This window comes from Prevotella sp. P5-126 (assembly GCF_002251185.1).
Classification (GTDB): Bacteria; Bacteroidota; Bacteroidia; order Bacteroidales; family Bacteroidaceae; genus Prevotella.
Genome location: NZ_NPIZ01000080.1, coordinates 16368 through 38428, shown reverse-complemented (window position 1 = coordinate 38428; position 22061 = coordinate 16368). Strand labels below are relative to the sequence as shown.

Sequence of the window (22061 nt, the reverse complement as noted above, 5' to 3'; positions counted from 1 at the left end):
GTTAATGTAAAGAAGACACATGAAACGCAGATATACAATCATTCTATTGGTAGTGGCTCTGATCTGCACGGCTGTAACAGCACAGACCGATGAGGATACATCGAGAAAATACGATGCGTTCTTCCTTGAAGCCATCAACCAGCGTGTCAAAGGCAACAACGATGCGGCCTTCGACCTGTTGCGCCATTGTGTCGATATAGACTCTACCAAGTCTGAAGCATGGTATTTTCTGGCACAATACTATGATGCTTTGAAGGAAAACGACAAGGCACAACGTTGTGTGGAAAAGGCTGCTTCGCTCGATCCCGATATTTCTACCTATCAAGAAATACTCGCCAATCTGTATCTCAGCAAGCAGGATTACCCCAAAGCCATCGAGGTCTTGAACCGTATCTATGAGGCTAACCACGATAGAGAGGATGTGCTTGGCGCACTGGTGTCTATTTATGAAGACCAGCAAGATTACAAATCTGCCATCCAAACACTCAACCGCTTGGAGGTGATGGAAGGCAGAAGTACACAGTTCTCATTGAAGAAAAGCGGATACTATACCCAACTCGGCAATAAGAAAGCTGCCATCCGTGAGATGCAGAAACTTGCCAATCAGTATCCTAATGATTTGAATTACAGGGGACTCTATGCACAGGCGCTTATCAATAATGGGCAGGAAGAAAAAGGACTCGACATCTATGATGAAATCCTTGAACAGGATCCCGACAACCGTTTCACACTCCTTGCCCTGTTGCAATACGAGCAGAAACATGGAGACCCTGATGTGGTTGACTCGCTGATGCAGCGTGTCCTGGTCAGTAAAAATGCTACTTCGCAGGATAGGGTGTCGCTCATGAGACAAGAAATTGCAGAGAGCGAACAGAATGGCGGTGACTCCACTCGTGTGCTCTACCTCTTTGACCGCATGCTTGAGCAAAAGCCTCTCGATGCTGATGTTGCCATGCTTTGTGTCGCTTATATGACGCTAAAGAATATGCCACGCGACACGATTACCGTTGTGCTCGACCGTGTTATTGCAGAAACACCGGATAATGCAGCAGCAAGATTGCAACTCGTTGATTATGCCTGGCGAGATCAGGATATGCCGCGAGTGGTCAGCCTGTGTCAGGGGGCACGCCTCTACAATCCCGATGAAATGGCATTTTATTATTATCAGGGCGTGGCTTACTATCAACAAGACAAACTTGACGAGGCGCTCAATGCCTTCCAGAATGGCATCGGAGTAATCACACAGGACAGCGATCCTGATATTGTCAGCGATTTCTATGCTGTCATGGGGGATATCTACCATCAGAAGGGATTCGACAAAGAGGCTTATGCGGCTTATGACTCCTGTCTGCAATGGAAAGAAGATAATGTGGGATGTCTCAACAACTATGCCTATTATCTCTCAGAAACCGGCCAGCAGCTCGATAAAGCCGAGCAAATGTCGCTCAAAACCGTAAAGGCTGAACCTAAAAACGCGACGTTCCTCGATACATACGCATGGATTCTCTTTCGGCAGAAACGTTATACCGAAGCCAAAATCTATATTGACCAGACCCTGCAATGCGATTCCGACACATCGGCAGTATTGTTGGAACATGCCGGAGACATCTATTATCATGTAGGCAATAAGCAGCAGGCGGTCGAGTATTGGAAGCAAGCTTTGGAACGAACCCGACAAACAGTCGGATCAGAAGATAACCGTTTAAAAATCATAGCACGTAAAATTAAACTAAAGAAGTACGTAAAAGAATGAAAGCAACCAGCATGATGAAACTTGCAGGACTGGCAGTGGCATTTGCCCTCGCATCCTGCGGAACTCAGAAAAAAGCAGTCAAGGACAATGCCTCGAAGGCACCAGTGGCTACCGCCCAACAGCAGGAATTCCTGCAAAAGGTTACTGACAATGCGCAGTATGCCAAGTTTATCACATCTAAAGTGAAGTTCTCTGTAGAGGTGGGCAATCAGCATCTCACCCTCACCGGCAACCTCAAGATGAAGCGCGATGATGTGATCCGTTTGCAACTCACAGCCTTTGGATTTGTGGAGGCAGGCAGACTGGAATTCACCAAAGACTATGTCCTCATCATGGACCGTATCAACAAGCAGTATCTCAAAGCCAACTACAATCAGTTGGACTTCATGCGCAATAGCGGACTCAACTTCTATTCGCTGCAGGCTCTCTTCTGGAATGAACTCTTCCAGCCGGGCAATACTGCGATGACCGATGAGATGCTGAAGAATTTTACTACCGATCTCTATGGAGACGATGCCGTTATCAGTTTTGCAAAAGATAAGCTCAGCTATCGTTGGCTGGCTGATAAGGAGGGCGCACAGGTGAAGATGGCTAATATTGTCTATGAAGACAGAATCCGTGGCAACTACTCGTTGAACTGGGATTATAGCAACTTCAAGCAGACCAGCAAGCGTCTCTTCCCCTATACACACGCCATCACATTCCGCACTCCAGATAAGGAAGTGAAGTTTGGAATGACGCTCAACTATCTGTCGAATGATGATAACTGGGAAACCAGAACAGAGGTTTCTGCCAAATACCGTGAGGTGACGGTCGATCAAATCCTCCGCCGCTTTATGGCTCTCTAATATAGCGAATGAAGCGAATTATTATACTCACTCTTCTTGCCTTTGCCTTTGTGGTAGTGCCGGCACAGCAGAAACGTACCGCAAAGCCTAAGGCAAGAACTACAACCACAAGTGCCCAGCGCAAAAAAACTGCGTCGGGCAAAGCAACATCTACCCGGAAGCGAACAGGAAATGCTGCGGCAAAACGTAAGACAACGCGCCAACCGGAGTCGGTGCAGAGTCTGCAGAATCAAAGAAAGAATATTCAGCGACAGATCAAACTGCAGGAACAACGACTGCGTAGCAACGAGCGCGATGTGAAACAACGTTTGCAGAATCTGATGATCATCAATACCGAGATTGCTTCGAAGCGTCGCACCATCGACACCATACGTCGCGATCTCTCCAATATTGATGTGGAAATACAGACAATGAACCGGGAGCTCGATGCCTTGCAAAAGGATTTGGAACAGTGTAAACAACGCTATGTCAAGTCGATGCGCTATATGCACCGCAATCGATCTGTTCAGAGCCAGATGATGTTTATCTTTAGTGCCAGCAGTTTCTCGCAAATGTACCGACGCTTGCGATTCATGAGGGAATATGCCTCCTATCAGCGTTCGCAGGGTGAAGATGTGAAAGTGAAACAGGCTGAAGTTGCTGCCAAGCGCAGCGAACTGGCTGGTGCTCGCGATGCAAAACACAAACTGTTGACTCGTGGTGAGAGTGAGAAACGTTCGCTGGAAGGTAAGCAGGCCGAACAGCAGAATGTGGTATCTTCGTTGCAAAAACAGCAGAAGACCATCCAACGGGTCATTGACCAACAACGTAAGAAGGATGCTGCTATCAATGCGCAGATTGACAGACTGATTGCCCAAGAAGTGGCAAGACAAAAGGCAAGAGCCGCCGCAGAGGCCAAGCGCAAGGCTGCTGCCGAAGCTGCACGCGAGCGTGCAGCAGAACTGGCTCGCAAGAAGCGGGAGGCCGAAGAGGCTGCACGCGAAAACGCGCGACGCATTGCCGAGGCTAAAGCTCTTGAGGACAAGGCACGTGCAGAAGCCAAGGCGGCTCGCGATAAGAAAGCGCGTGATGCTGCCGATCGTGCAGCCCTCGAAGCATCACAGGCTCGTATTGCTGCCGAGCGTAAGGCTGCCGCAGATGCCAAACGACATAAACAGGAGGTGGCAGAAGCTAAGAAAAAATCGGATGAGGTGCTCTATACCATGAGCAGCGACGACCGGCGCATCAGTGGTAACTTTGAGAGCAACCGAGGCAGACTGCCCATGCCTATCACGGGTGGCTACCGCATCGTCAGCCATTTCGGTCAGTATAATGTAGAGGGACTGAAAAACGTTCGCCTCGACAATAAGGGTATTAATATACAAGGTCAGGCTGGCGCACAGGCACGAAGCATCTTCGATGGTGAAGTGAGTGGTGTCTTCAGCTTCGGAGGCACGGTCATCGTCATGGTGCGTCACGGCAGTTACATCTCTGTTTATTGCAATTTGTCATCGGTCAACGTACACCGTGGACAGAAAGTGACTGCTCGTCAACCCCTTGGACGTATTGGTCAAGACAATATTCTGCAATTCCAATTGCGTAAGGAAACGGCTAAGCTCAATCCTGAAGCATGGCTCGGAAGATAGTAGAGGTCTCACAATAGATGAACACAACATCCCCCAATTGGTCGTTTGGCTGATTGGGGGATGTTGTTTACCAAAGTGCATTAGAGGTAAGCTACTCTAAATTTTAGTTTTCTAAAAAATTCGACCACACGACCACAGATGTGGCGTAAACTGCTATGAGATAGTATTTTAGACTGTGGTCGATTGGTCAGAACCCTGTGTTTTCGACCACACTTCGACCACACGTGCTTTTCCCGATACTTATCGTGGATATTCACACGAAGTAAACAAAAATTATTTTCAGGCATTTTCAAACGGCTGACAAAGTTATTATCCAACGTTTGACAAAGGTGTTATCCAACGTTTGATAAAGGTGTTATCCAACGTTTGATAAAGGTGTTATCAAATGTTAGATAAGAGTGTTGTCAAACGTTAGACAAGAGCCTTTTCAACGTTGGAAATAAGTTGTTTCAAATATCGGAAGAGAGTGGTGTCAAATATAATACAATAGTGTTGTCCAACGTTTGACAAGGATGTTATCTGGCGTCAGAATATACAAATCATGTATTGTCGGCTATGCGGATGGACTGTTTTTATGGTGGCAACGGCAGAGGGTCTGGTGGTCGAATGGTGGTCGAAAACCGCCGAGTTAGCGTAATTGACCACCCACGTAAGCTGCATACACATAGCGTGTTATGCCATTGTGGTGGTCGAGTGGTCGAAATTTTGCGACGTCGCGTGTGCGTACGCGCGCGTATATTGTTAGGTGTGCGCGCGTGATTTATAAGAGGTTTGCCTGTCGGAAATACTAATCGAATAGGGTTGAAGCCGAAGTAAAACCCGATGGAATGGGAGTTTTTGTGTTTTCTCGGTTTGATTGCCGTAAATCACATTGACGCCTATTTCAAATGAATGGATTGCAACAGTTCCATGTAGGTGGCAATGGCATTGCCAATCTCGTCGATACCTATATATTCATCTGCACTATGACTGCGACTCGATTCGCCTGGTCCGAGTTTCAGCGAAGCAAAGGGCATAAGAGCCTGATCGCTCAGGGTTGGCGATCCAAAAGGTGTCATGCCCATGGCGATACAACGGCTCACTATGGGATGGTCGGTGGGAATCGACGAGGATGACAGCCGGTAAGAACGGGCTTTCAGTTCGCTCTTCATCTGCGACTGTAGGTATTGGCAGAGTTCTTCGTTGCGGTAATACTCGTTGGTGCGCACATCGATGGTGAATTTACATTCGTCTGGAATCACGTTGTGTTGAGTGCCAGCGCCGATAATCGTTACCGTGGCTTTGGTCGGACCAAGTAGTGGACTGACCTTTTCAAACTCATGGTTGCGCAGCCATTGTATATCGTCCAGAGCTTTGTAAATCGCATTTTCGCCTTCGTTGCGTGCAGCGTGTCCGCTCTTTCCGTGTGCCACGGCATCGATTACCATCAGTCCTTTCTCGGCAATAGCCGGTTGTAGGCCAGTCGGTTCGCCCACGATAGCCACATCAATAGGTGGCAGTTGTTCGCGAATCAGCGTAAATCCATTGGCGCCGCTGACTTCCTCTTCTGCACTGGCTACATAAACCAGATTGTAGGCAAGGTCTTCGTTGCAGAGTGCGCGATATACCATAAGCAGACTGACAAGTCCGCCGCCGCAGTCGTTAGCGCCCAGTCCGTAGAGGCGTCCGTCTTCGATGGTTGGTGTAAACGGATCGCGTGTCCATGTGCTGACGGGTTTCACCGTGTCGATATGTGCATTAAGCAGTAGGGTAGGTTTGCCTTCAGCGTGTTTCCCGATAAGCATCAGGTTGTTGCCCACACGTTTCGGAGCCAGTCCCCATAGCTTCATTTGCTGTTCCATCAGGTCGGCAACGGCTTTCTCGTCACGGCTCACCGATGGTGTTTTGATGATTTGTTGCAGCAGTCCCACTGCCTCTTCGGTCATTTGCTGTATATTGTTTGTCATCGTTCGTATGTTATTAACCTGTTTGCAAAATTACACCTTTTTATTAATATAACAGCGAGAGAAGTGACGAAATGTTTTGTTTCTATGAGAAAATGTGTGATTTTTTAATTGTCGGTTATTGTGTATTTCCAGTTTCTTGTTTAATTTTGCGAGCCAAAAGGACATTTCCTAACACAAACAATATTAATAAAAAATTAAATTTGAAGAGTTATGAAGAAAATGCTATCATTTATTCTTTTTTTTATTGTGTTTCTGGGCGATGCTTTACATGCACAATGTAAACCAGGAAATACAGATTCTTTGCTTCTTACACTTGATGTTGACCATGTGTTCTCTATACGCAACAAAGGTATGTCCATGCATGGCTATGACTTCAACTTTGGACTAAAACATAAGCGCGTAGAGCTGTTTGGCACGTATGAGAGAATGAGCCATCATTTGGGAAAGGATGGCGTGAAAACCTATATGAATACCAATACCTTGGGTGTTGGTGTGGGTTATGACATCCAACAGAATAAGAAACGAACAAGTTTTACTCCTGTGCGCTTTAGAATGGCATGGCCTGTGGGACATCCTGATTGGAATAATAACTATTACGACCTGTCTATACACCATATTCATGCAGCGAACAGTAAGGCTATTGGCCTGAACCTTGGTGTGGGCTTCCGCTATGTAAATTCACGTTCGGAACTTAGTCCAAACCATGGTTTTGTGTATTGGTCGGTCGGTATTGCACTATAATACAGTTAGAAAAATATAGTATATACGTTCGAAAAGTCTCAAACTTGAGAACGTTGATAGTCGGCATGTCGGATGGTTGTCATGTGGTGTGAGAGAAAAAGTTTTAGATCAAACCGCTACAGATAACCATCCGACCATGCTTTTTCCTCCTTCTGTCTTTTCCTTCTCTTGCTCGGAAATGCGAAATAAATTGTGTTTTTTCTTTGTATTTCACTCGCTTATTCGTACCTTTGCACATATTATATATAATAAATAAGGAAAAACGCTTATGCAAGTAAGAAGCCACATGTCGGTATTGGTGCATGACCTCGCTAAGAAATATGGCGAGCGCGAAGCACTCATCTATCAGGACTTTGGCGGCAAGGAATGGAAGTCGTTGTCGTGGAATAAGTTTTCTGCAACCGTTAAACAAGTCAGCAATGCGCTACTCAACATCGGAGTGAAAGAACAGGAAAACATAGGTATATTCTCGCAAAACTCTATTCAGTATCTCTTCTGCGACTTTGGTGCATGGGGAGTAAGGGCTGTCACCATACCCTTCTATGCTACCAGTAGCGAGCAGCAAATACAGTTCATGATCAACGATGCCAAGGTGCGTTTCCTCTTTGTGGGCGAACAAGAACAGTACGACCGGGCACGCCGAGTGGTATCACTCTGCCCCACACTGGAACGGATCATTGTCTATGATGCCATGGTGCATATCTCAGAACATGATACCAATGCCATCTATTTCGATGATTTTCTCAAACTTGGTGACAAACTGCCACGTCAGACAGAGGTGGAACAGCGTCAGCGCGAGGCTAACAACGACGATATTGCCAATATCCTCTATACCAGCGGAACCACCGGAGACTCTAAGGGCGTGATACTGACCCACGGACAATTCCATGCGGCAATAATTGCCAACGACGAGTGTGTTGATGTCAATGAACACGACCGTGTGATGAATTTCCTGCCCTATACCCATATCTTTGAGCGTGGATGGGCTATTCTCTGCCTCTCTGAAGGTGCTACACTGATAGTAAACACCCATCCTCAAGAAGTGCAGCAGTCGATGCGCGAGACGCATCCCACCTGTATGTCGAGTGTGCCCCGATTCTGGGAAAAGGTATATCAGGGTGTGATGGAGAAGATAGACCATGCCAGTAGCGTGCAACGCAAACTGTTCCATCATGCATTGGCAGTAGGAAGAAAACATAATATTGAGTATCTCAGCCTTGGCAAGAAACCACCGATAGCACTCCATCTCGAATACGAACTGCTCAACCGCACCGTATTCTCGCTCGTACGTAAAGAGTTGGGACTGGAAAATGCACATTTCTTCCCCACAGCAGGAGCTGCTGTTAGTGAGCATGTGGAAGAATTTGTCCATTCCATCGGACTTAATATGATAGTGGGATACGGACTCACCGAATCGCTTGCCACCGTCAGTTGCGACCATCTCAACAAACCATATACCGTGGGAAGTGTAGGGCGCCCCATCAACGGCATCGATATCCGCATCAGCGATGAAGGCGAGATTCTGCTCAAAGGCCCCACCATCACCAAGGGATACTACAACCGTGAAGACCTCACCCGCCAGGCATTCACAGAAGATGGTTACTTCCGTACTGGTGATGCAGGATACCTGAAAAATGGTGAACTCTTCCTCAAAGAGCGCATCAAAGACCTCTTCAAGACTTCTAACGGTAAGTATATCGCACCACAGATGATAGAGTCGAAAATCTTGGTAGATAAGTATATCGACCAGATTGCTGTCATTGCCGACCAACGCAAATTCGTCTCGGCACTCATCATCCCCGTATATGGCATGCTTGAAGAGTATGCACGTGCGCATAATATCGCCTTTGAAAATCGTGAACAGCTTTGCGCTAATCCGCAAATCTATGCCATGATGAAGGAAAGAATTGATACCCTTCAGCAGCAGCTGGCACACTATGAGCAGGTGAAGCGATTCACACTCTTGCCCCACCAATTCTCAATGGAAAAGGGCGAGTTGACTAATACGCTGAAAATACGACGTCGGGTGCTCAACGAAAACTATAAGGCAGAAATCGACAAGATGTACGAAGACTAATGTCTTTCATATAATTATTATCGCCAACAGACACGATGATTACACAAGACCAACTGAAAGATGTCCTCGATAGGACTGACAAACTGCGTCATTATCTGAAGATCGACGAGAAAAAAATAGAATTTGAAGAAGAAGACCTGCGCACACAAGCACCTGATTTCTGGGAGGATCAGAAGCGGGCTGAGGCACAGATGAAGAAAGTGAAAGCCATCAAGAAATGGATTGATGGCTATAATGACGTGCGAGCTGCAGCAGACGAACTCCAACTGGCATTCGATTTCTACAAGGAAGAGATGGTTACAGAAGAGGAAGTAGATGCAGACTATCAGCGCGCCATATCGCTCATTGAGGACTTGGAACTGAAGAACATGCTCCGTCAAAAGGAGGATCCTATGGAGTGTGTACTCAAAATCAACTCAGGAGCTGGAGGTACGGAAAGTCAGGATTGGGCGTCGATGCTCATGCGAATGTATCAACGATGGGCTGAAGCTCATGGGTATAAAGTGAGCATTTCCAACCTTCAAGAAGGTGATGAAGCTGGCATCAAGAGTGTCACGATGCAGATTGAAGGTGGAGAATATGCCTATGGATACCTCAAAAGTGAAAACGGTGTGCACCGACTGGTGAGAGTATCCCCGTTTAATGCACAGGGTAAGCGAATGACTTCCTTTGCTTCTGTTTTCGTCACACCATTGGTTGACGATACCATTGAGGTGTATGTGGATCCTGCAAAACTCTCGTGGGATACCTTCCGTTCGAGCGGTGCAGGTGGACAGAACGTCAATAAGGTGGAGTCGGGTGTGCGCCTTCGCTATTGGTACACTGATCCTGATACAGGGGAGGAAGAGGAAATCCTCATTGAAAACACCGAAACGCGCGACCAACCCAAGAATAAGGAGCGCGCCATGGCTTTGCTTCGTTCACAACTTTACGACCGCGCCATGAAGAAACGTCTTGAAGCGCAAGCTAAGATAGAGGCGGGTAAGAAGAAAATAGAGTGGGGAAGTCAGATTCGCAGTTATGTCTTTGACGACAGACGAGTGAAAGACCATCGTACCAACTATCAGACATCTGATGTGGATGGCGTGATGAATGGAAAAATAGACGGTTTCATCAAGGCTTATCTCATGGAATTCCCTACCACCGATGAGGAATAAACGTATATTCGAACATAGAAATATATAACACTAAAAACTGAATATTATGAGTAAACAACATCAGGCCAAGCGTGAAGCATGGGCCAAGAAACAAGAGAAAAAGGGTTCTAAACTGATATGGTGGATTATCGGTGGCTTTATTGCACTCGGCTTGCTTTATATGGCTTGGGCATTAACCGTCCTTTAAATGATGGCTACAGAAATCGAACGCAAGTTTCTTGTCAGGGATGATTCCTACAAGAAACTTGCTTTTGCACATAGTCATATCCAACAGGGTTATATCTGCAGTGAGCGCGGAAGAACTGTTCGCGTCCGCATACGTGACGAACGTGCCTATCTCACCATCAAGGGACCGAGCCTCGATGGTGGATTATCGCGCTATGAATTTGAAAAGGAGATAACCCTTGAAGAGGGACATCAGTTGATGCTACTCTGTGAACCGGGACTTGTCGATAAGACTCGTTGGCTTGTGCGTCATGGCGGACATGTGTTTGAAGTTGATGAATTTTATGGCGACAATACAGGTCTTGTTATGGCTGAAGTAGAATTGTCATCGGTTGATGAAAGTGCAGAATTGCCCGATTTCATCGGAGTTGAAGTCACTGGAGATCGCCGTTATTACAATAGCCAACTTCGCCAACATCCCTATTGTAAGTGGGGTGATAAGTCATAGGTCGAAGACATGTTCTTGTTGCTGGTGGAAAAATAGTCGTTTAGCTACGATATATCCACTTTCAGTTAGTGTTGTTGGTGTTAGCGAAAAAACAACCGTTTGGCCAACATGCCTACTGCTGTGGCAAGTGTGATGCCAATGGAATTGGCTAATAAATCAAGCCAATCGCCACTCCGATGCCCATTGGTACAGTATTCCTGCAATAATTCTATCATACCACTCATCATGATGGGTAACAACCATACCCACCAAAATAGTTTGCGGTAGTTGAGGTGTGTATGACTTCTGAGATATTCCAACCATACTAATGTCCATGTTCCACCATACATAATCATGTGTACCCACTTGTCAATCAAGGGTACATCTTCCAACTCTGTTTTTGGAGGAGTGAAGAATGATAAATACCAGATAACGGCTATGCATATTAGCGATAATGGGTACTTTCTTATGATTTGTGCTGTTTTATTCATACAATTATAACAATTTGAGCGCAAATGTAGGAAATTTTTTATAATTTTGCAAGCAAAAACTGATTTATATGACAGAAAGAACTGGATTTGGAAGCAAACTCGGAGTGATTCTTGCCACGGCAGGTTCAGCAGTAGGACTGGGTAATGTATGGCGTTTCCCATACATGGCTGGTGAAAATGGTGGTGCTGTATTCATCATCATCTATCTCGCCTGTGTTCTGTTGTTGGGAATACCCTGTATGATTAGCGAGTTTATTGTGGGCCGCCATGGGCAGTCTAATACTGCGCGTGCGTACTCCAAACTGTCGGGTGGTAGCCCTTGGAAACTTGTAGGCTATATGGGTGTGCTTACTGGATTCCTCATTACAGGATATTATGCCGTTGTCACCGGATGGTGCCTGCAATACATCTGGGCATCGTTCATCGGTCAGTTGCAAGGCACACCAGACTATTTCAAAACCTATTTTGCCGAGCTTTCCTCTGATCCTGTTCGCCCTGTTTTATGGACCTTCGTCATGCTTGGTATCGCTTATTTGATTATTGAACATGGTGTGCGCGATGGTATTGAGAAAGCATCGAAGATGATGATGCCCACACTGTTTATCCTTCTGCTCATCATTGTTGTGGCTTCGTGTATGTTGCCTAATGCGGGTAAAGGCATAGAATTTCTGTTTAAACCTGATATGTCGAAGATGACTGGCGATGTTTTCCTTAGTGCATTGGGACAGAGCTTCTATTCGCTGAGTATCGCGATGGGCTGTTTGTGTACCTATGCCAGTTACTTCTCCAGATACACCAATATCACTACGTCAGCAACGCAGATTGCTATCATCGACAGCGTTGTTGCTATTCTTGCAGGACTGATGATATTTCCTGCGGCCTTCTCTGTTGGTGTCAATCCAGATAGTGGTCCTTCACTCATATTCATCACATTGCCCAACGTCTTCTCGCAAGCATTTGGTGCCATTCCCATAGTGGGTTATTTTGTGTCGTTGTTATTCTTTGTGTTGCTGAGTCTGGCAGGACTGACATCGCTCATGTCGCTTCATGAAGTAAGTACAGCTTTCTTCCAAGAAGAGTTTACCCTATCGCGCAAGAAAGCTGCCCTTATAGTGACCATATCAACAGCTATCATCGGTGCGTTCTGCTCGTTGTCGCTGGGAGCGACCGATACTCTTGTCTTCGGTGGAAAGGCACTTTTTGATTGGTTTGACTTCATTACAGGACAAATATTCCTACCTGTTGTGGGATTCTTGACTTGTGTCTTTATCGGATGGTTTGTACCTCATAAGGTAGTGCGTGAGGAGTTTACCAACTGGGGAACGCTTCGTAGCGAGTGGTACGCCCGTTTGTTTCATATCTACCTCTTCTTGGTGAAATACATCTGTCCGATGGCGATTCTATTCATATTCCTTCATCAGTTTGGACTGTTGGAATAGAATTTTGTCCATTTCATCGGAGTATTGTTGGGGCATAAGGACTATGTTCGTCTGCCATCTACATATTTATATATAAACACAAACCATTATGATAGAACGTGGAAACTTTGGTAGTAAGATTGGCGTGATACTTGCAACGGCAGGATCTGCAGTAGGCCTTGGTAACGTATGGCGCTTCCCCTATATGGCAGGCGAGAATGGTGGCGCTGCTTTCATAGTGATATATTTGGTATGTATTCTAATGCTTGGATTGCCCGGCATGTTGAGTGAGTTTATCATCGGTCGCCATGCGCAAGCCAATGCAGCGCGTGCCTACGATAAACTGTCGAAAGGTCGGCCCTGGAAGTTTGTCGGCTATCTTGGTATTCTCACTTCTAATATCATCCTCGGTTTCTATTCGGTAGTGGCAGGCTGGTGTCTGCAATACCTGTATGTAGCACTGACTGGCATGGCGAGTGGCAATGTTGATGCCGTTCGAGAGTATTTCACCGATTTTTCCGGTGATGCGATGAAACCGGCTATTTTAGGCGTTTTGTTCATCTTAATCACCCAGTTTGTGGTGGCTCGTGGTGTGCGTGGTGGTATAGAGCGCGCTTCAAAACTGCTTATGCCTGTGCTTTTCGTGTTGTTGATTATCATCGTAGTGGCATCGTGCATGTTGCCTGGAGCCTTAGAAGGCATCCGTTTCCTGTTCTATCCCGACTTTAGTAAGTTGTCGAGCGACGTATTGCTCGAAACATTGGGCCAATCGTTCTTCTCCTTGTCGTTGGGTACTGCATGTCTATGTACCTATGCCAGTTATTTCTCCAAAGATACAAACCTCTTGAAATCTGCATTCCAGATTGTGACCATCGATACGATGATAGCTGTTTTGGCTGGTTTGATGATATTTCCTGCAGCGTTTTCTGTAGGTGTCAATCCCGATAGTGGACCTTCACTCATATTTATCACCTTGCCTAATGTATTCTCGCAAGCCTTTGCGTCGATGCCCGTGGTGGGTTATGTGATTAGTGTGATGTTCTATGCACTATTGGTCTTTGCAGCGATGACATCAACCATTTCGATGCACGAGATTGGTACTGCTTTCTTTACAGAAGAGTTTACTTTACGACGCCGTTACTCTGCTTGGGTGGTGACAGTTGCTGCAGGAGCTATCTGTGTGTTGTGCTCATTGTCAGTAGGAGGGCGTTCGTGGTTGCAAATCACTGGTGTAGCGCTGATGGATTTTTGTGATAAAATCACTGCCAACATTATGATGCCAATCGGAGCGATGCTCACTTGTCTATTCGTCGGATGGTATATTCCCAAGCGTACGGTCTATGCTGAGTTTACTAATCGTGGCATAACCAATCAGCGTTGGTTTATGATTTATCTCTTTGCCGTCCGCTATATTTGTCCCATCTGCATCCTCATCATCTTCCTCCATCAAATGGGAGTGGTTTGATGAAAGAGGTCATGCAGGTGAGCATATCCACGTGATGAAAAACACAAAGGCGGCAAGTGAAACGTTTCACTTGCCGCCTTTTGGTCGGGATGAGGCGACTCGAACGCCCGACCCCTACGTCCCGAACGTAGTGCGCTACCAACTGCGCTACATCCCGATTTTGTGGTGCAAAGGTACTAATTATTTATGAATAACGTAGAGAAAAACATTGTTTTTTTGCCTTTACACCCAAAATGCCACTTATTTGCTATAGCAATTCGGGCAGTTGGAATAGTTTGATGCCATTAGATCCTTTGATAAGGATATACATGTCTTGCGGCTGTTGGGCAGCAATGGCTGCTTTTACTTCTTCTATATCGTGGAATTTCTTGAAGCTGCATTCTGTCTTTGCGAACTCTTCGCCAACGAGCCATACCTGTTGGAAACCAGCTTGTTTGAGTTGTTCCACCACCTTTTGGTGTTCTTCTGCAGAGGCATCACCCAATTCACGCATATCGCCGAGGATTGCCATTTTTGCAGGCACATCCATGAGTTTGAAGTTGTCGATAGCAGCCTGCATGCTCGATGGATTGGCGTTATATGCATCGACCACGAGATGATTATGGTCGGTGACGGTCATCTGCGAACGATTGTTGGTAGGGGTGTAGTTGGCAATTGCTTTGTTGATAAGTTCGAATGGTACGTTGTTGACATAGCCCACGGTTATTGCAGCTAGAATATTGTCGAGGTTGTAAGCACCGATGAGGTTGGTCTGCACCTCCATCCATTCGCTGGCATAGCCTGCATCGCTGTCTTGCTCTCGCCAGCGGAACTTGAGAAATGGGGCGCATGATAATACTTCGCCATGTATCAGAATATCGGGGTTGCTACTCTGACCATAGTAATAGATGTCTGCGAGACCTTCGGTCATAGCCATCAAGTGTTCATTGTCTCGATTGACAAACACAGGGCATTCGTGTTGTCGGAGATAATCGTAGAGCTCGCCTTTGGTATGGCATACACCTTCGAAAGATCCAAAACCCTGTAGGTGGGCACGCCCCACGTTGGTAATCAGTCCACATGTAGGTTCAGCCGTTTCTACCAGTGTTTTAATGTCTCCCGGATGGCTTGCTCCCATTTCCACTACTGCGATATCGTAGTCTTCGTTTAGTCTGAAGAGAGTTTTCGGAACGCCTATGTCGTTGTTGAAATTACCCTCTGTTGCCATTACGTTATAACATTCAGCGAGTACTGCCTTCGTGAGTTCCTTGGTAGTAGTCTTTCCGTTTGTACCCGTAATGCCTATGATGGGCAGATCGAAATGGCATCTGTGTTCGCGTGCCAAGTCTTTGAAAGTTTGTAATGTGTCATTCACTAAGATGTAGCGGCAGTCGTCTTTTTGAGTTTCAGGATTGGTGAGTTCGCTGACAATGGCATAGGCACACCCCTTCTCCAAAGCGGCCTGTGCGAATCGGTTACCATCAAACGAAGCCCCTTTAAGAGCCAAGAAGATGCTGTCTTTCGGGCATTCGCGCGAGTCGGTAGTGATGCACGGATGGGCGAGATAGAGTTTGTAGAGTTCCTTGATATCCATATATTTGTTGTTGTTTTGGTGATGCAAAGGTACGATTATGTGAGTGAACTGCAAAAGAATTGCCGTTTTTTCTTTGTATTTTCCTTATTTAACCGTAACTCTAGCGCTACACACCGAAGTTACTGTCGTTCGAGAATAAAAAAGAAAATTGATATTTCTTTTTGTATTCTGCTCACTTAATCGTACCTTTGCGAAATAATATAATATACGTGTAAAATAAGATGGAATATACTCTGAATTGTAATGGGAAGCTGATAACCTTGTCCTCACCACAGGTCATGGGAATTCTTAATGTCACTCCTGACTCCTTCTATTCGGGAAGCAGAAAGCAAACCGAACGCGAAATAGCAGAACGTACACAACAAATATTGGCAGAGGGAGGTACTATGATCGATGTGGGCGGATGCTCAACAAGGCCCGGTAGTGCTCCTGTGGATGAAGAAGAAGAATCACGCAGACTGCGCTTTGCCCTTGAAATAGTACGTCGTGAAGCACCCGATACCATTGTAAGCATAGATACATTCCGTCCCGATGTGGCACGAATGACCGTTGAGGAGTTTGGTGCCGATATCATCAATGATGTGTCGGAAGGTGCTGATCCTGAGATGTTCCGCATGGTGGCGCGTCTTAAAGTGCCCTATATCCTCATGTCTATAGCTCCCACTATCCGCGATATGATGCTACGCTTTGCCCGTGAGATACAGCAGTTGCGCGACTGTGGACAGAAGGATATCATCCTTGATCCTGGTTTTGGATTCGGTAAAGACCTGCAACAAAACTATGACGTGATGCACCAATTGGATCAGCTCGATGCCCTTTCACTGCCTGTGCTTGTGGGAATCTCACGCAAACGCATGGTGTGGCAATTGTTGGAAAGCGATCCGCTACAGGCCCTCAACGGCACTACGGTGCTCAACACCATTTCATTGATGAAAGGCGCATCCATACTTCGCGTGCATGATGTGAAAGAAGCAGTGGAGTGTGTGCGTATTGTTGGACAGATGAACCCTAAACAATAAATTACCTGCCTATGTTTTTTGAGTTTGGAATAAAAGACGCCATTGACATTACTCTCGTGGCTTTGATACTCTACTACTTCTATCGGTTGATGAAGGAGTCGCGATCATTGCCTGTGTTTATGGGTATCTTGGTGTTTATTGTACTATGGCTTGTCGTCTCACAGGTGCTTGAAATGAAACTTCTGGGTAGTATCATGGACAAGTTGGTGAGTGTCGGTGTCATCGGACTTATCGTGCTTTTCCAAGACGATATCCGTCGTTTCTTCTACAATCTGGGTGCCCATCAACGCGTGAAAGGCATCCGTCGTTTCTTTACAGGCGAGGATGGACGCAAGAAGGAAGAAGATCTGAAACCCATTATCATACCTATTGTGATGGCAGCACTCAACATGAGCAAGAAAAAGGTTGGTGCTTTGATCGTGATGCAACGGTCTATGCCACTTGATGATGTGGCAAATACGGGTGAAATGATTGATGCAAATATCAGTCAACAGCTTATTGAGAATATCTTTTTCAAAAACTCTCCACTCCACGACGGAGCTCTTATCGTGGAAGGAAAACGTTTGAAAGCGGCCGGTTGCATACTTCCTGTCAGTCACGAACAGAATATTCCCAAATCGCTCGGACTGCGCCATCGTGCAGCTTTGGGCATGTCGCAAGACAGCGATTGCATAGCCATTGTGGTCAGCGAAGAGACCGGTGGCATCACTGTTGCTATTGATGGACAATTGCAACTTCGGCTCACTGCAGAGAAACTTGAAAGCATATTAACTGAGGAAATGATGCAATTAATCTAAAATATTCTGAATTCTACGGACTTATTCAGAATATTTTTAGTACTTTTGCAAACTAGATATAGCAAAATCAAACTTTTAATAAACAAACTATGGATTTATTAAGTCAAATCGTTGCGCGTGCAAAAAGTAACAAACAGCGCATCGTGCTCCCTGAAGCAACAGAGGAGCGCACCCTTAGAGCTGCCGATCGTGTATTGGCAGAAGACATGGCCGACATCGTTCTCATTGGTAATCCCAACGAAATCAAGCAGCTCGCTGCACAATGGGGACTGAACAGTGTAGATAAGGCCACTATCATCGACCCGGAAAACAATCCCAAGAGCGAAGAGTATGCTACTTTGCTGGCAGAACTTCGTAAAAAGAAAGGAATGACCATCGAACAGGCTCGCGAACTCGTGAAGAATCCGCTTTACCTCGGATGCATGATCATCAAGACCGAAGGAGCCGATGGTCAGATATCAGGAGCCCTCTCTACTACTGGCGACACCCTGCGCCCCGCACTCCAAATCATCAAGTGTGCCCCTGGCGTTTCATGTGTTAGCGGTGGCCTGCTCCTCATCAGCAAGCAGAAAGAGTATGGTGAAGACGGTGTTCTCGTAGTTGGTGACGTAGCTGTAACTCCCATGCCCAATGCCAACGAACTCGCCCAGATTGCCGTATGTACTGCCCAGACTGCTCGTTCTGTAGCAGGCTTTACTGATCCTCGCGTTGCCATGCTGAGCTTCTCTACCAAGGGCTCTGCTAAGCATGAAGTAGTGGATAAGGTTGTTGAGGCTACCAAACTGGCCCACGAACTGGATCCCGAACTCAAGCTTGATGGCGAACTTCAGGCTGATGCTGCACTTGTGCCCAGCGTAGCTGCAAAGAAAGCACCAGGTTCAGACATCGCAGGTAAGGCAAATGTTCTGGTATTCCCTAACCTCGAAGTTGGTAATATCGGCTACAAACTTGTGCAGCGACTTGGCGATGCCATTGCCATTGGTCCTATCCTCCAGGGTATTGCACGTCCGGTCAACGACCTCTCTCGTGGCTGTTCGGTAGATGATATCTACTACATGGTGGCAATCACAGCTTGCCAGGCCATGGATGCTAAGGCAAACAAATAACTAGCAAACAACTATAAAAGATGAAGATTCTGGTATTAAATTGCGGTTCGTCCTCTATCAAGTACGCACTGTACAACATGGACGACAAGAGCGTGATGACCTCTGGAGGTGCAGAGCGCGTAGGCTTGGACGGTGCCTTTGTCAAGGTGAAACTGGCCAATGGTGAGAAAAAGCAAATCATGCACGACATCCCCGAGCATACTGAAGGTGTGAAATTCATCTTCTCTTTGCTTACTGATCCTGAGGTTGGCGTTATTAAAGACTTGAAGGAAATCGATGCTGTAGGCCACCGTATGGTGCATGGCGGTGAGAAATTCAACAAGTCTGTACTGCTCACCGACGAGGTGTTGAAGGTTTTTGAAGAATGCTCTGACCTTGCTCCGCTCCACAATCCTGCCAACCTCAAGGGTGTCAATGCCGTTAAAGAGCTTATGCCCGGACTGCCTCAGGTAGGTGTGTTCGACACTGCATTCCATCAAACGATGCCTGCCAAGGCCTATATGTATGCCATCCCTTACGAACTCTATGAGAAGTATGGCGTGCGTCGTTATGGTTTCCACGGCACCAGCCACCGCTATGTTTCTGCTCGTGCCTGCGAATTTTTAGGCATCAAGGCAGAAGGTACCAAGATGATTACTTGCCACATTGGTAATGGAGGTAGCGTAGCAGCCGTTGTTGATGGCAAGTGTATCGACACTTCCATGGGTCTTACACCACTCGAAGGACTCGTGATGGGAACCCGTTCAGGCGATATCGATGGTGGTGCAGTGACTTTCCTTGAGAAGAAACTCGGCCTCGATGCTGATGGCATGAGCAACCTGCTCAACAAAAAGAGCGGTGTAGCTGGTATCACAGGAGGTTCATCAGACATGAGAGATGTAGAGAATGCAGCCAAAGCCGGTGAGCCTCGTGCCCAGTTGGCACAGGCCATGTACTTCTACCGCATTAAGAAATACATTGGTGCCTATGCTGCCGCTATGGGCGGAGTGGATGTCATTGTATTCACAGCTGGCGTCGGGGAAAATCAGGTCAGCATGCGTTCAGAGGTATGCAAGGGTCTTGAATTCCTCGGTGTGAAGTTTGATGAGGCCAAAAATGCCGTACGTGGCGAAGAGGCTGTTATCTCTGCCGACGATTCGAAGGTGAAGGTTGTGGTCATTCCTACCGATGAGGAACTCATGATTGCTACCGATACGATGAATCTGCTCTAAGCGTTATTATCGCAGCAATACATTTTTTTTGATGGTGGAAGACCGCTTGGTGGCCCGCAAGGGATGCCTGACAGGAGGTCTTTCACCATTATTATTACTCCAGAGACCATAGATGTTATACTCCATTCCAACTGAAATGGTATAGTGGTCGATGGGGTGGAAAACTGGTTGTTGAAGTCGTTTTGACCTCATAATCCATGTGGATTCAATAGAAACAGAGGTGTTACACCAATTATAATATATAGAAAGGAATCAAGATGAAAGTAGTGACATTCGGCGAAGTATTACTTCGCTTCTCCAAAAGAGACGATTACCGCCTGACACAAGGCGCACAGATGGAAGCTCATTTTGGCGGCAGTGAGGCCAATGCGGCAGTTTCGCTTGCCATGTTGGGTAATGAGGTGCGCTATGTGAGCCGCCTGCCGGAAACGGCAATGGGCAAGGCTTGCGAACAGCGTTTGCGCGAGATGGGACTCAATACGCGCTTCATCAACTGGGGTGGACCACGTATCGGAACCTATTTCTTCGAGCAGGCACCATCGCTTCGCCCATCACGTGTGGTCTATGATCGTAAGGATTCCGCATTCTATAATCTACATCCCGGTATGATACCATGGCGCGATGTGTTTCGTGGCGCTGATGTGTTTCATTGTTCCGGTATCACCTGTGCCCTTTCGCAGAGTGCTACCGATGCAACTTTTGAGGCAGTGCGCACTGCCGACGAGATGGGACTTGTCATTGCCTGCGACATCAACAACCGCAAAAACCTGTGGAACTATGGCGCTAAGGCAGCCGATGTGTTGCCCCAACTGATGCACTATAGCGACATTGTCTTTGGCGATGCTGGCGAATGGGAATTGGTGTCAGGACTGCCACGCATACCCTTTGAAGCAACTTCGTCCGATTATCACATTGATGTGGAGGCCTATACTGCGATGTTTCGCAAGATAGCAGACCGTTTTCCGCGCTGTAGGAAGTTTATCATGGGATTGCGCAATGAGGTCTCATCCAACCACCATTTGCTCAGTGGCGTACTTTTCGATGGCGAAAAACTCTATACCACTCGCGTCTATGACATTAATCCAGTGATCGATCCCATGGGTGTTGGTGATGCTTATCTGGCAGCCTATCTCCATGCACACCTGGTGCGCCGCGACGATGACCAGCGTTGTCTTGACTTCTCGCTGGCTGCCAGTACACTGAAAAGTACGATATCGGGCGACTTCAACCTTTCTACTGAAGAGGAGATTGAAGCCTTGATGAACAGTTGATAGCCATTTTCTTCATCCGACAGCCCGTTAGATCGGCTGGCTACAGGATAGGATGAAATGAGTCGTACAGCAGTTTTCTAACGATTAGAAAACTGCTTGTCGGACATCGTGATATGCTGTTAGGGTTGGCTTTCCCCCTCCACATACTCCTCTAAGAACATGTGTTCGCCATCATATACGGCATAGGTGAACTGGCTAATCCAGTCGCCTAATATCATCAGGCGCGTGTGGCGTTCCAGTTTTATATCGAGTTCTATGTGTCGATGCCCGAAGATGAAATAGTCTATGTTGGGATGATCCACCATATAAGCGCGTGCAAAGCGTACCAAGTGTTCACGCTCTTCACCCATAAAGGAAGGTTGGTCGGTCTTTTTGTGCTTGATATAACTGTGTTTTGCCCATGTCAATCCGAATGCCATACCCCATCGTGGGTGGATGGAAGAAAACATCTTTTGACACACCGTATTATGGAAAATGGCACGAAGCAATTTGAATGAGGCATCATTGTCGCCCAGTCCGTCGCCATGAGCAAGGAAAAATTCGTGACCATAGATTTCTGTTGTCTCCTCTTTCTTATGCAGTATCACCCCACATTCCTGTTGCAGATAGTTGTAAGCCCATATATCGTGATTGCCGGTGAAATAGTGGATTTCCACTCCCATATCGCTCAGTTCCGAGAGTTTGCCTAAGAACCGGGTATAGCCACGTGGCACTACGTAGCGGTATTCATACCAGAAATCAAACATATCGCCCAGCAGATAGATGGCTGCCGCCTTCTCTTTGATAGAATCGAGAAAGCGTACCAGACGTCGTTCCTGCGTGCGTTGATGCGGAACTGCCAACGATCCGAGGTGGGCATCGGATAGGAAATATACATTCTTCATGGGCTTTACACCTTATTATATATTATA

At 46.6% G+C, this 22061-nt stretch carries 20 protein-coding genes and 1 tRNA gene; 15 read left to right on the top strand and 6 right to left on the bottom strand.

Annotation, left to right across the window (positions count from 1 at the left end):
* Positions 1–19: 19 nt before the first annotated feature.
* From CIK90_RS09235 to CIK90_RS09225, 3 genes are read left to right on the top strand one after another with little or no spacing between them, the layout of a single operon-like run.
* The gene (locus CIK90_RS09235; RefSeq protein WP_094391751.1) at positions 20–1753 is read left to right on the top strand and encodes a tetratricopeptide repeat protein; all 1734 of its coding nucleotides are present in this window, start codon (positions 20–22) and stop codon (positions 1751–1753) included.
* Complete coding sequence (locus CIK90_RS09230) at positions 1750–2601, top strand: DUF4292 domain-containing protein (RefSeq protein WP_094434635.1); 852 nt, start codon at positions 1750–1752, stop codon at positions 2599–2601. Before CIK90_RS09235 ends, CIK90_RS09230 begins: the two co-directional genes overlap by 4 nt.
* Before the next feature lie 8 nt (positions 2602–2609).
* Positions 2610–4226: a murein hydrolase activator EnvC gene (locus CIK90_RS09225; protein ID WP_094465052.1), complete on the top strand. Its 1617-nt coding sequence runs from the start codon at positions 2610–2612 to the stop codon at positions 4224–4226.
* An 878-nt stretch (positions 4227–5104) separates the two neighbouring features.
* Here the strand turns inward: CIK90_RS09225 and CIK90_RS09220 are convergent.
* Positions 5105–6172, bottom strand: coding sequence for a M20 family metallo-hydrolase (locus tag CIK90_RS09220; RefSeq protein ID WP_094465050.1), 1068 nt, complete (start codon positions 6170–6172; stop codon positions 5105–5107).
* A gap of 210 nt (positions 6173–6382) precedes the next feature.
* Between CIK90_RS09220 and CIK90_RS09215 the strand changes: the two genes are divergently transcribed.
* The 5 genes from CIK90_RS09215 to CIK90_RS09200 all read left to right on the top strand — a co-directional run bounded on the left by CIK90_RS09215 (position 6383) and on the right by CIK90_RS09200 (position 10820).
* Positions 6383–6913 (top strand): hypothetical protein, encoded by a 531-nt coding sequence (locus CIK90_RS09215; protein ID WP_094465048.1) that lies wholly within the window; start codon positions 6383–6385, stop codon positions 6911–6913.
* A 268-nt stretch (positions 6914–7181) separates the two neighbouring features.
* Entirely contained in the window at positions 7182–8990 is a 1809-nt protein-coding gene (locus CIK90_RS09210; RefSeq protein ID WP_094439797.1) for a long-chain fatty acid--CoA ligase, read from the top strand.
* A 35-nt stretch (positions 8991–9025) separates the two neighbouring features.
* Positions 9026–10147, top strand: coding sequence for a peptide chain release factor 2 (prfB, locus tag CIK90_RS09205; protein WP_094391757.1), 1122 nt, complete (start codon positions 9026–9028; stop codon positions 10145–10147).
* A gap of 46 nt (positions 10148–10193) precedes the next feature.
* Positions 10194–10334 (top strand): hypothetical protein, encoded by a 141-nt coding sequence (locus tag CIK90_RS14225; protein WP_158214658.1) that lies wholly within the window; start codon positions 10194–10196, stop codon positions 10332–10334.
* Between the two features lie 3 nt (positions 10335–10337).
* The gene (locus tag CIK90_RS09200; RefSeq protein ID WP_094391758.1) at positions 10338–10820 is read left to right on the top strand and encodes a CYTH domain-containing protein; all 483 of its coding nucleotides are present in this window, start codon (positions 10338–10340) and stop codon (positions 10818–10820) included.
* Between the two features lie 80 nt (positions 10821–10900).
* Here CIK90_RS09200 and CIK90_RS09195 read toward each other — a convergent pair whose 3' ends face one another.
* Positions 10901–11290 (bottom strand): VanZ family protein, encoded by a 390-nt coding sequence (locus CIK90_RS09195; RefSeq protein ID WP_094435488.1) that lies wholly within the window; start codon positions 11288–11290, stop codon positions 10901–10903.
* A 68-nt stretch (positions 11291–11358) separates the two neighbouring features.
* Between CIK90_RS09195 and CIK90_RS09190 the strand changes: the two genes are divergently transcribed.
* Complete coding sequence (locus CIK90_RS09190; protein WP_094465046.1) at positions 11359–12729, top strand: sodium-dependent transporter; 1371 nt, start codon at positions 11359–11361, stop codon at positions 12727–12729.
* A gap of 88 nt (positions 12730–12817) precedes the next feature.
* A complete protein-coding gene (locus CIK90_RS09185; protein WP_094465044.1) occupies positions 12818–14173 on the top strand; it encodes a sodium-dependent transporter in 1356 nt (451 codons plus the stop codon).
* A gap of 81 nt (positions 14174–14254) precedes the next feature.
* On the opposite strand, the gene CIK90_RS09180 is transcribed toward CIK90_RS09185, so the two are convergent.
* Positions 14255–14330: transfer RNA gene (locus CIK90_RS09180), tRNA-Pro, on the bottom strand.
* Positions 14331–14420: 90 nt separating this feature from the next.
* Positions 14421–15746 carry a UDP-N-acetylmuramoyl-tripeptide--D-alanyl-D-alanine ligase gene (murF, locus tag CIK90_RS09175; RefSeq protein WP_094465042.1) on the bottom strand — a complete coding sequence of 442 codons (1326 nt, stop codon included), beginning with the start codon at positions 15744–15746 and terminating at the stop codon, positions 14421–14423.
* Between the two features lie 221 nt (positions 15747–15967).
* Here murF and folP point away from each other — a divergent pair, with 221 nt between their 5' ends.
* The 4 genes from folP to CIK90_RS09155 all read left to right on the top strand — a co-directional run bounded on the left by folP (position 15968) and on the right by CIK90_RS09155 (position 19879).
* Positions 15968–16765, top strand: a complete 798-nt coding sequence (gene folP, locus CIK90_RS09170) for a dihydropteroate synthase (RefSeq protein WP_094447278.1) — start codon at positions 15968–15970, stop codon at positions 16763–16765.
* An 11-nt stretch (positions 16766–16776) separates the two neighbouring features.
* Complete coding sequence (cdaA, locus tag CIK90_RS09165; protein ID WP_094391764.1) at positions 16777–17562, top strand: diadenylate cyclase CdaA; 786 nt, start codon at positions 16777–16779, stop codon at positions 17560–17562.
* An 89-nt stretch (positions 17563–17651) separates the two neighbouring features.
* The gene (gene pta / locus CIK90_RS09160; RefSeq protein WP_094391765.1) at positions 17652–18668 is read left to right on the top strand and encodes a phosphate acetyltransferase; all 1017 of its coding nucleotides are present in this window, start codon (positions 17652–17654) and stop codon (positions 18666–18668) included.
* 20 nt (positions 18669–18688) lie between these two features.
* Positions 18689–19879 (top strand): acetate kinase, encoded by a 1191-nt coding sequence (locus tag CIK90_RS09155; RefSeq protein ID WP_094391766.1) that lies wholly within the window; start codon positions 18689–18691, stop codon positions 19877–19879.
* Positions 19880–19885: 6 nt separating this feature from the next.
* Here CIK90_RS09155 and CIK90_RS13970 read toward each other — a convergent pair whose 3' ends face one another.
* Positions 19886–20071, bottom strand: a complete 186-nt coding sequence (locus CIK90_RS13970; RefSeq protein ID WP_144007251.1) for a hypothetical protein — start codon at positions 20069–20071, stop codon at positions 19886–19888.
* 59 nt (positions 20072–20130) lie between these two features.
* Between CIK90_RS13970 and CIK90_RS09150 the strand changes: the two genes are divergently transcribed.
* Positions 20131–21150, top strand: coding sequence for a sugar kinase (locus CIK90_RS09150; protein ID WP_094465040.1), 1020 nt, complete (start codon positions 20131–20133; stop codon positions 21148–21150).
* A gap of 119 nt (positions 21151–21269) precedes the next feature.
* Here the strand turns inward: CIK90_RS09150 and CIK90_RS09145 are convergent, their stop codons facing one another.
* On the bottom strand, positions 21270–22034 hold the full coding sequence (locus CIK90_RS09145; protein WP_094391768.1) for a UDP-2,3-diacylglucosamine diphosphatase: 765 nt from the start codon (positions 22032–22034) through the stop codon (positions 21270–21272).
* Positions 22035–22061: the final 27 nt, after the last annotated feature.

Bases quoted from the DNA above. Each gene is read 5' to 3' on its own strand.
- CIK90_RS09200 (WP_094391758.1), top strand. From the start codon at position 10,338: ATGGCTACAGAAATCGAACGCAAGTTTCTTGTCAGGGATGATTCCTAC.
- CIK90_RS09215 (WP_094465048.1), top strand. From the start codon at position 6,383: ATGAAGAAAATGCTATCATTTATTCTTTTTTTTATTGTGTTTCTGGGC.
- CIK90_RS09190 (WP_094465046.1), top strand. From the start codon at position 11,359: ATGACAGAAAGAACTGGATTTGGAAGCAAACTCGGAGTGATTCTTGCC.
- CIK90_RS09195 (WP_094435488.1), bottom strand. From the start codon at position 11,290: ATGAATAAAACAGCACAAATCATAAGAAAGTACCCATTATCGCTAATA.
- murF (WP_094465042.1), bottom strand. From the start codon at position 15,746: ATGGATATCAAGGAACTCTACAAACTCTATCTCGCCCATCCGTGCATC.
- CIK90_RS09185 (WP_094465044.1), top strand. From the start codon at position 12,818: ATGATAGAACGTGGAAACTTTGGTAGTAAGATTGGCGTGATACTTGCA.
- folP (WP_094447278.1), top strand. From the start codon at position 15,968: ATGGAATATACTCTGAATTGTAATGGGAAGCTGATAACCTTGTCCTCA.
- CIK90_RS09230 (WP_094434635.1), top strand. From the start codon at position 1,750: ATGAAAGCAACCAGCATGATGAAACTTGCAGGACTGGCAGTGGCATTT.
- CIK90_RS09145 (WP_094391768.1), bottom strand. From the start codon at position 22,034: ATGAAGAATGTATATTTCCTATCCGATGCCCACCTCGGATCGTTGGCA.
- pta (WP_094391765.1), top strand. From the start codon at position 17,652: ATGGATTTATTAAGTCAAATCGTTGCGCGTGCAAAAAGTAACAAACAG.
- CIK90_RS09235 (WP_094391751.1), top strand. From the start codon at position 20: ATGAAACGCAGATATACAATCATTCTATTGGTAGTGGCTCTGATCTGC.
- CIK90_RS09225 (WP_094465052.1), top strand. From the start codon at position 2,610: ATGAAGCGAATTATTATACTCACTCTTCTTGCCTTTGCCTTTGTGGTA.
- CIK90_RS13970 (WP_144007251.1), bottom strand. From the start codon at position 20,071: ATGAGGTCAAAACGACTTCAACAACCAGTTTTCCACCCCATCGACCAC.
- prfB (WP_094391757.1), top strand. From the start codon at position 9,026: ATGATTACACAAGACCAACTGAAAGATGTCCTCGATAGGACTGACAAA.
- CIK90_RS09155 (WP_094391766.1), top strand. From the start codon at position 18,689: ATGAAGATTCTGGTATTAAATTGCGGTTCGTCCTCTATCAAGTACGCA.
- CIK90_RS14225 (WP_158214658.1), top strand. From the start codon at position 10,194: ATGAGTAAACAACATCAGGCCAAGCGTGAAGCATGGGCCAAGAAACAA.
- CIK90_RS09220 (WP_094465050.1), bottom strand. From the start codon at position 6,172: ATGACAAACAATATACAGCAAATGACCGAAGAGGCAGTGGGACTGCTG.
- cdaA (WP_094391764.1), top strand. From the start codon at position 16,777: ATGTTTTTTGAGTTTGGAATAAAAGACGCCATTGACATTACTCTCGTG.
- CIK90_RS09210 (WP_094439797.1), top strand. From the start codon at position 7,182: ATGCAAGTAAGAAGCCACATGTCGGTATTGGTGCATGACCTCGCTAAG.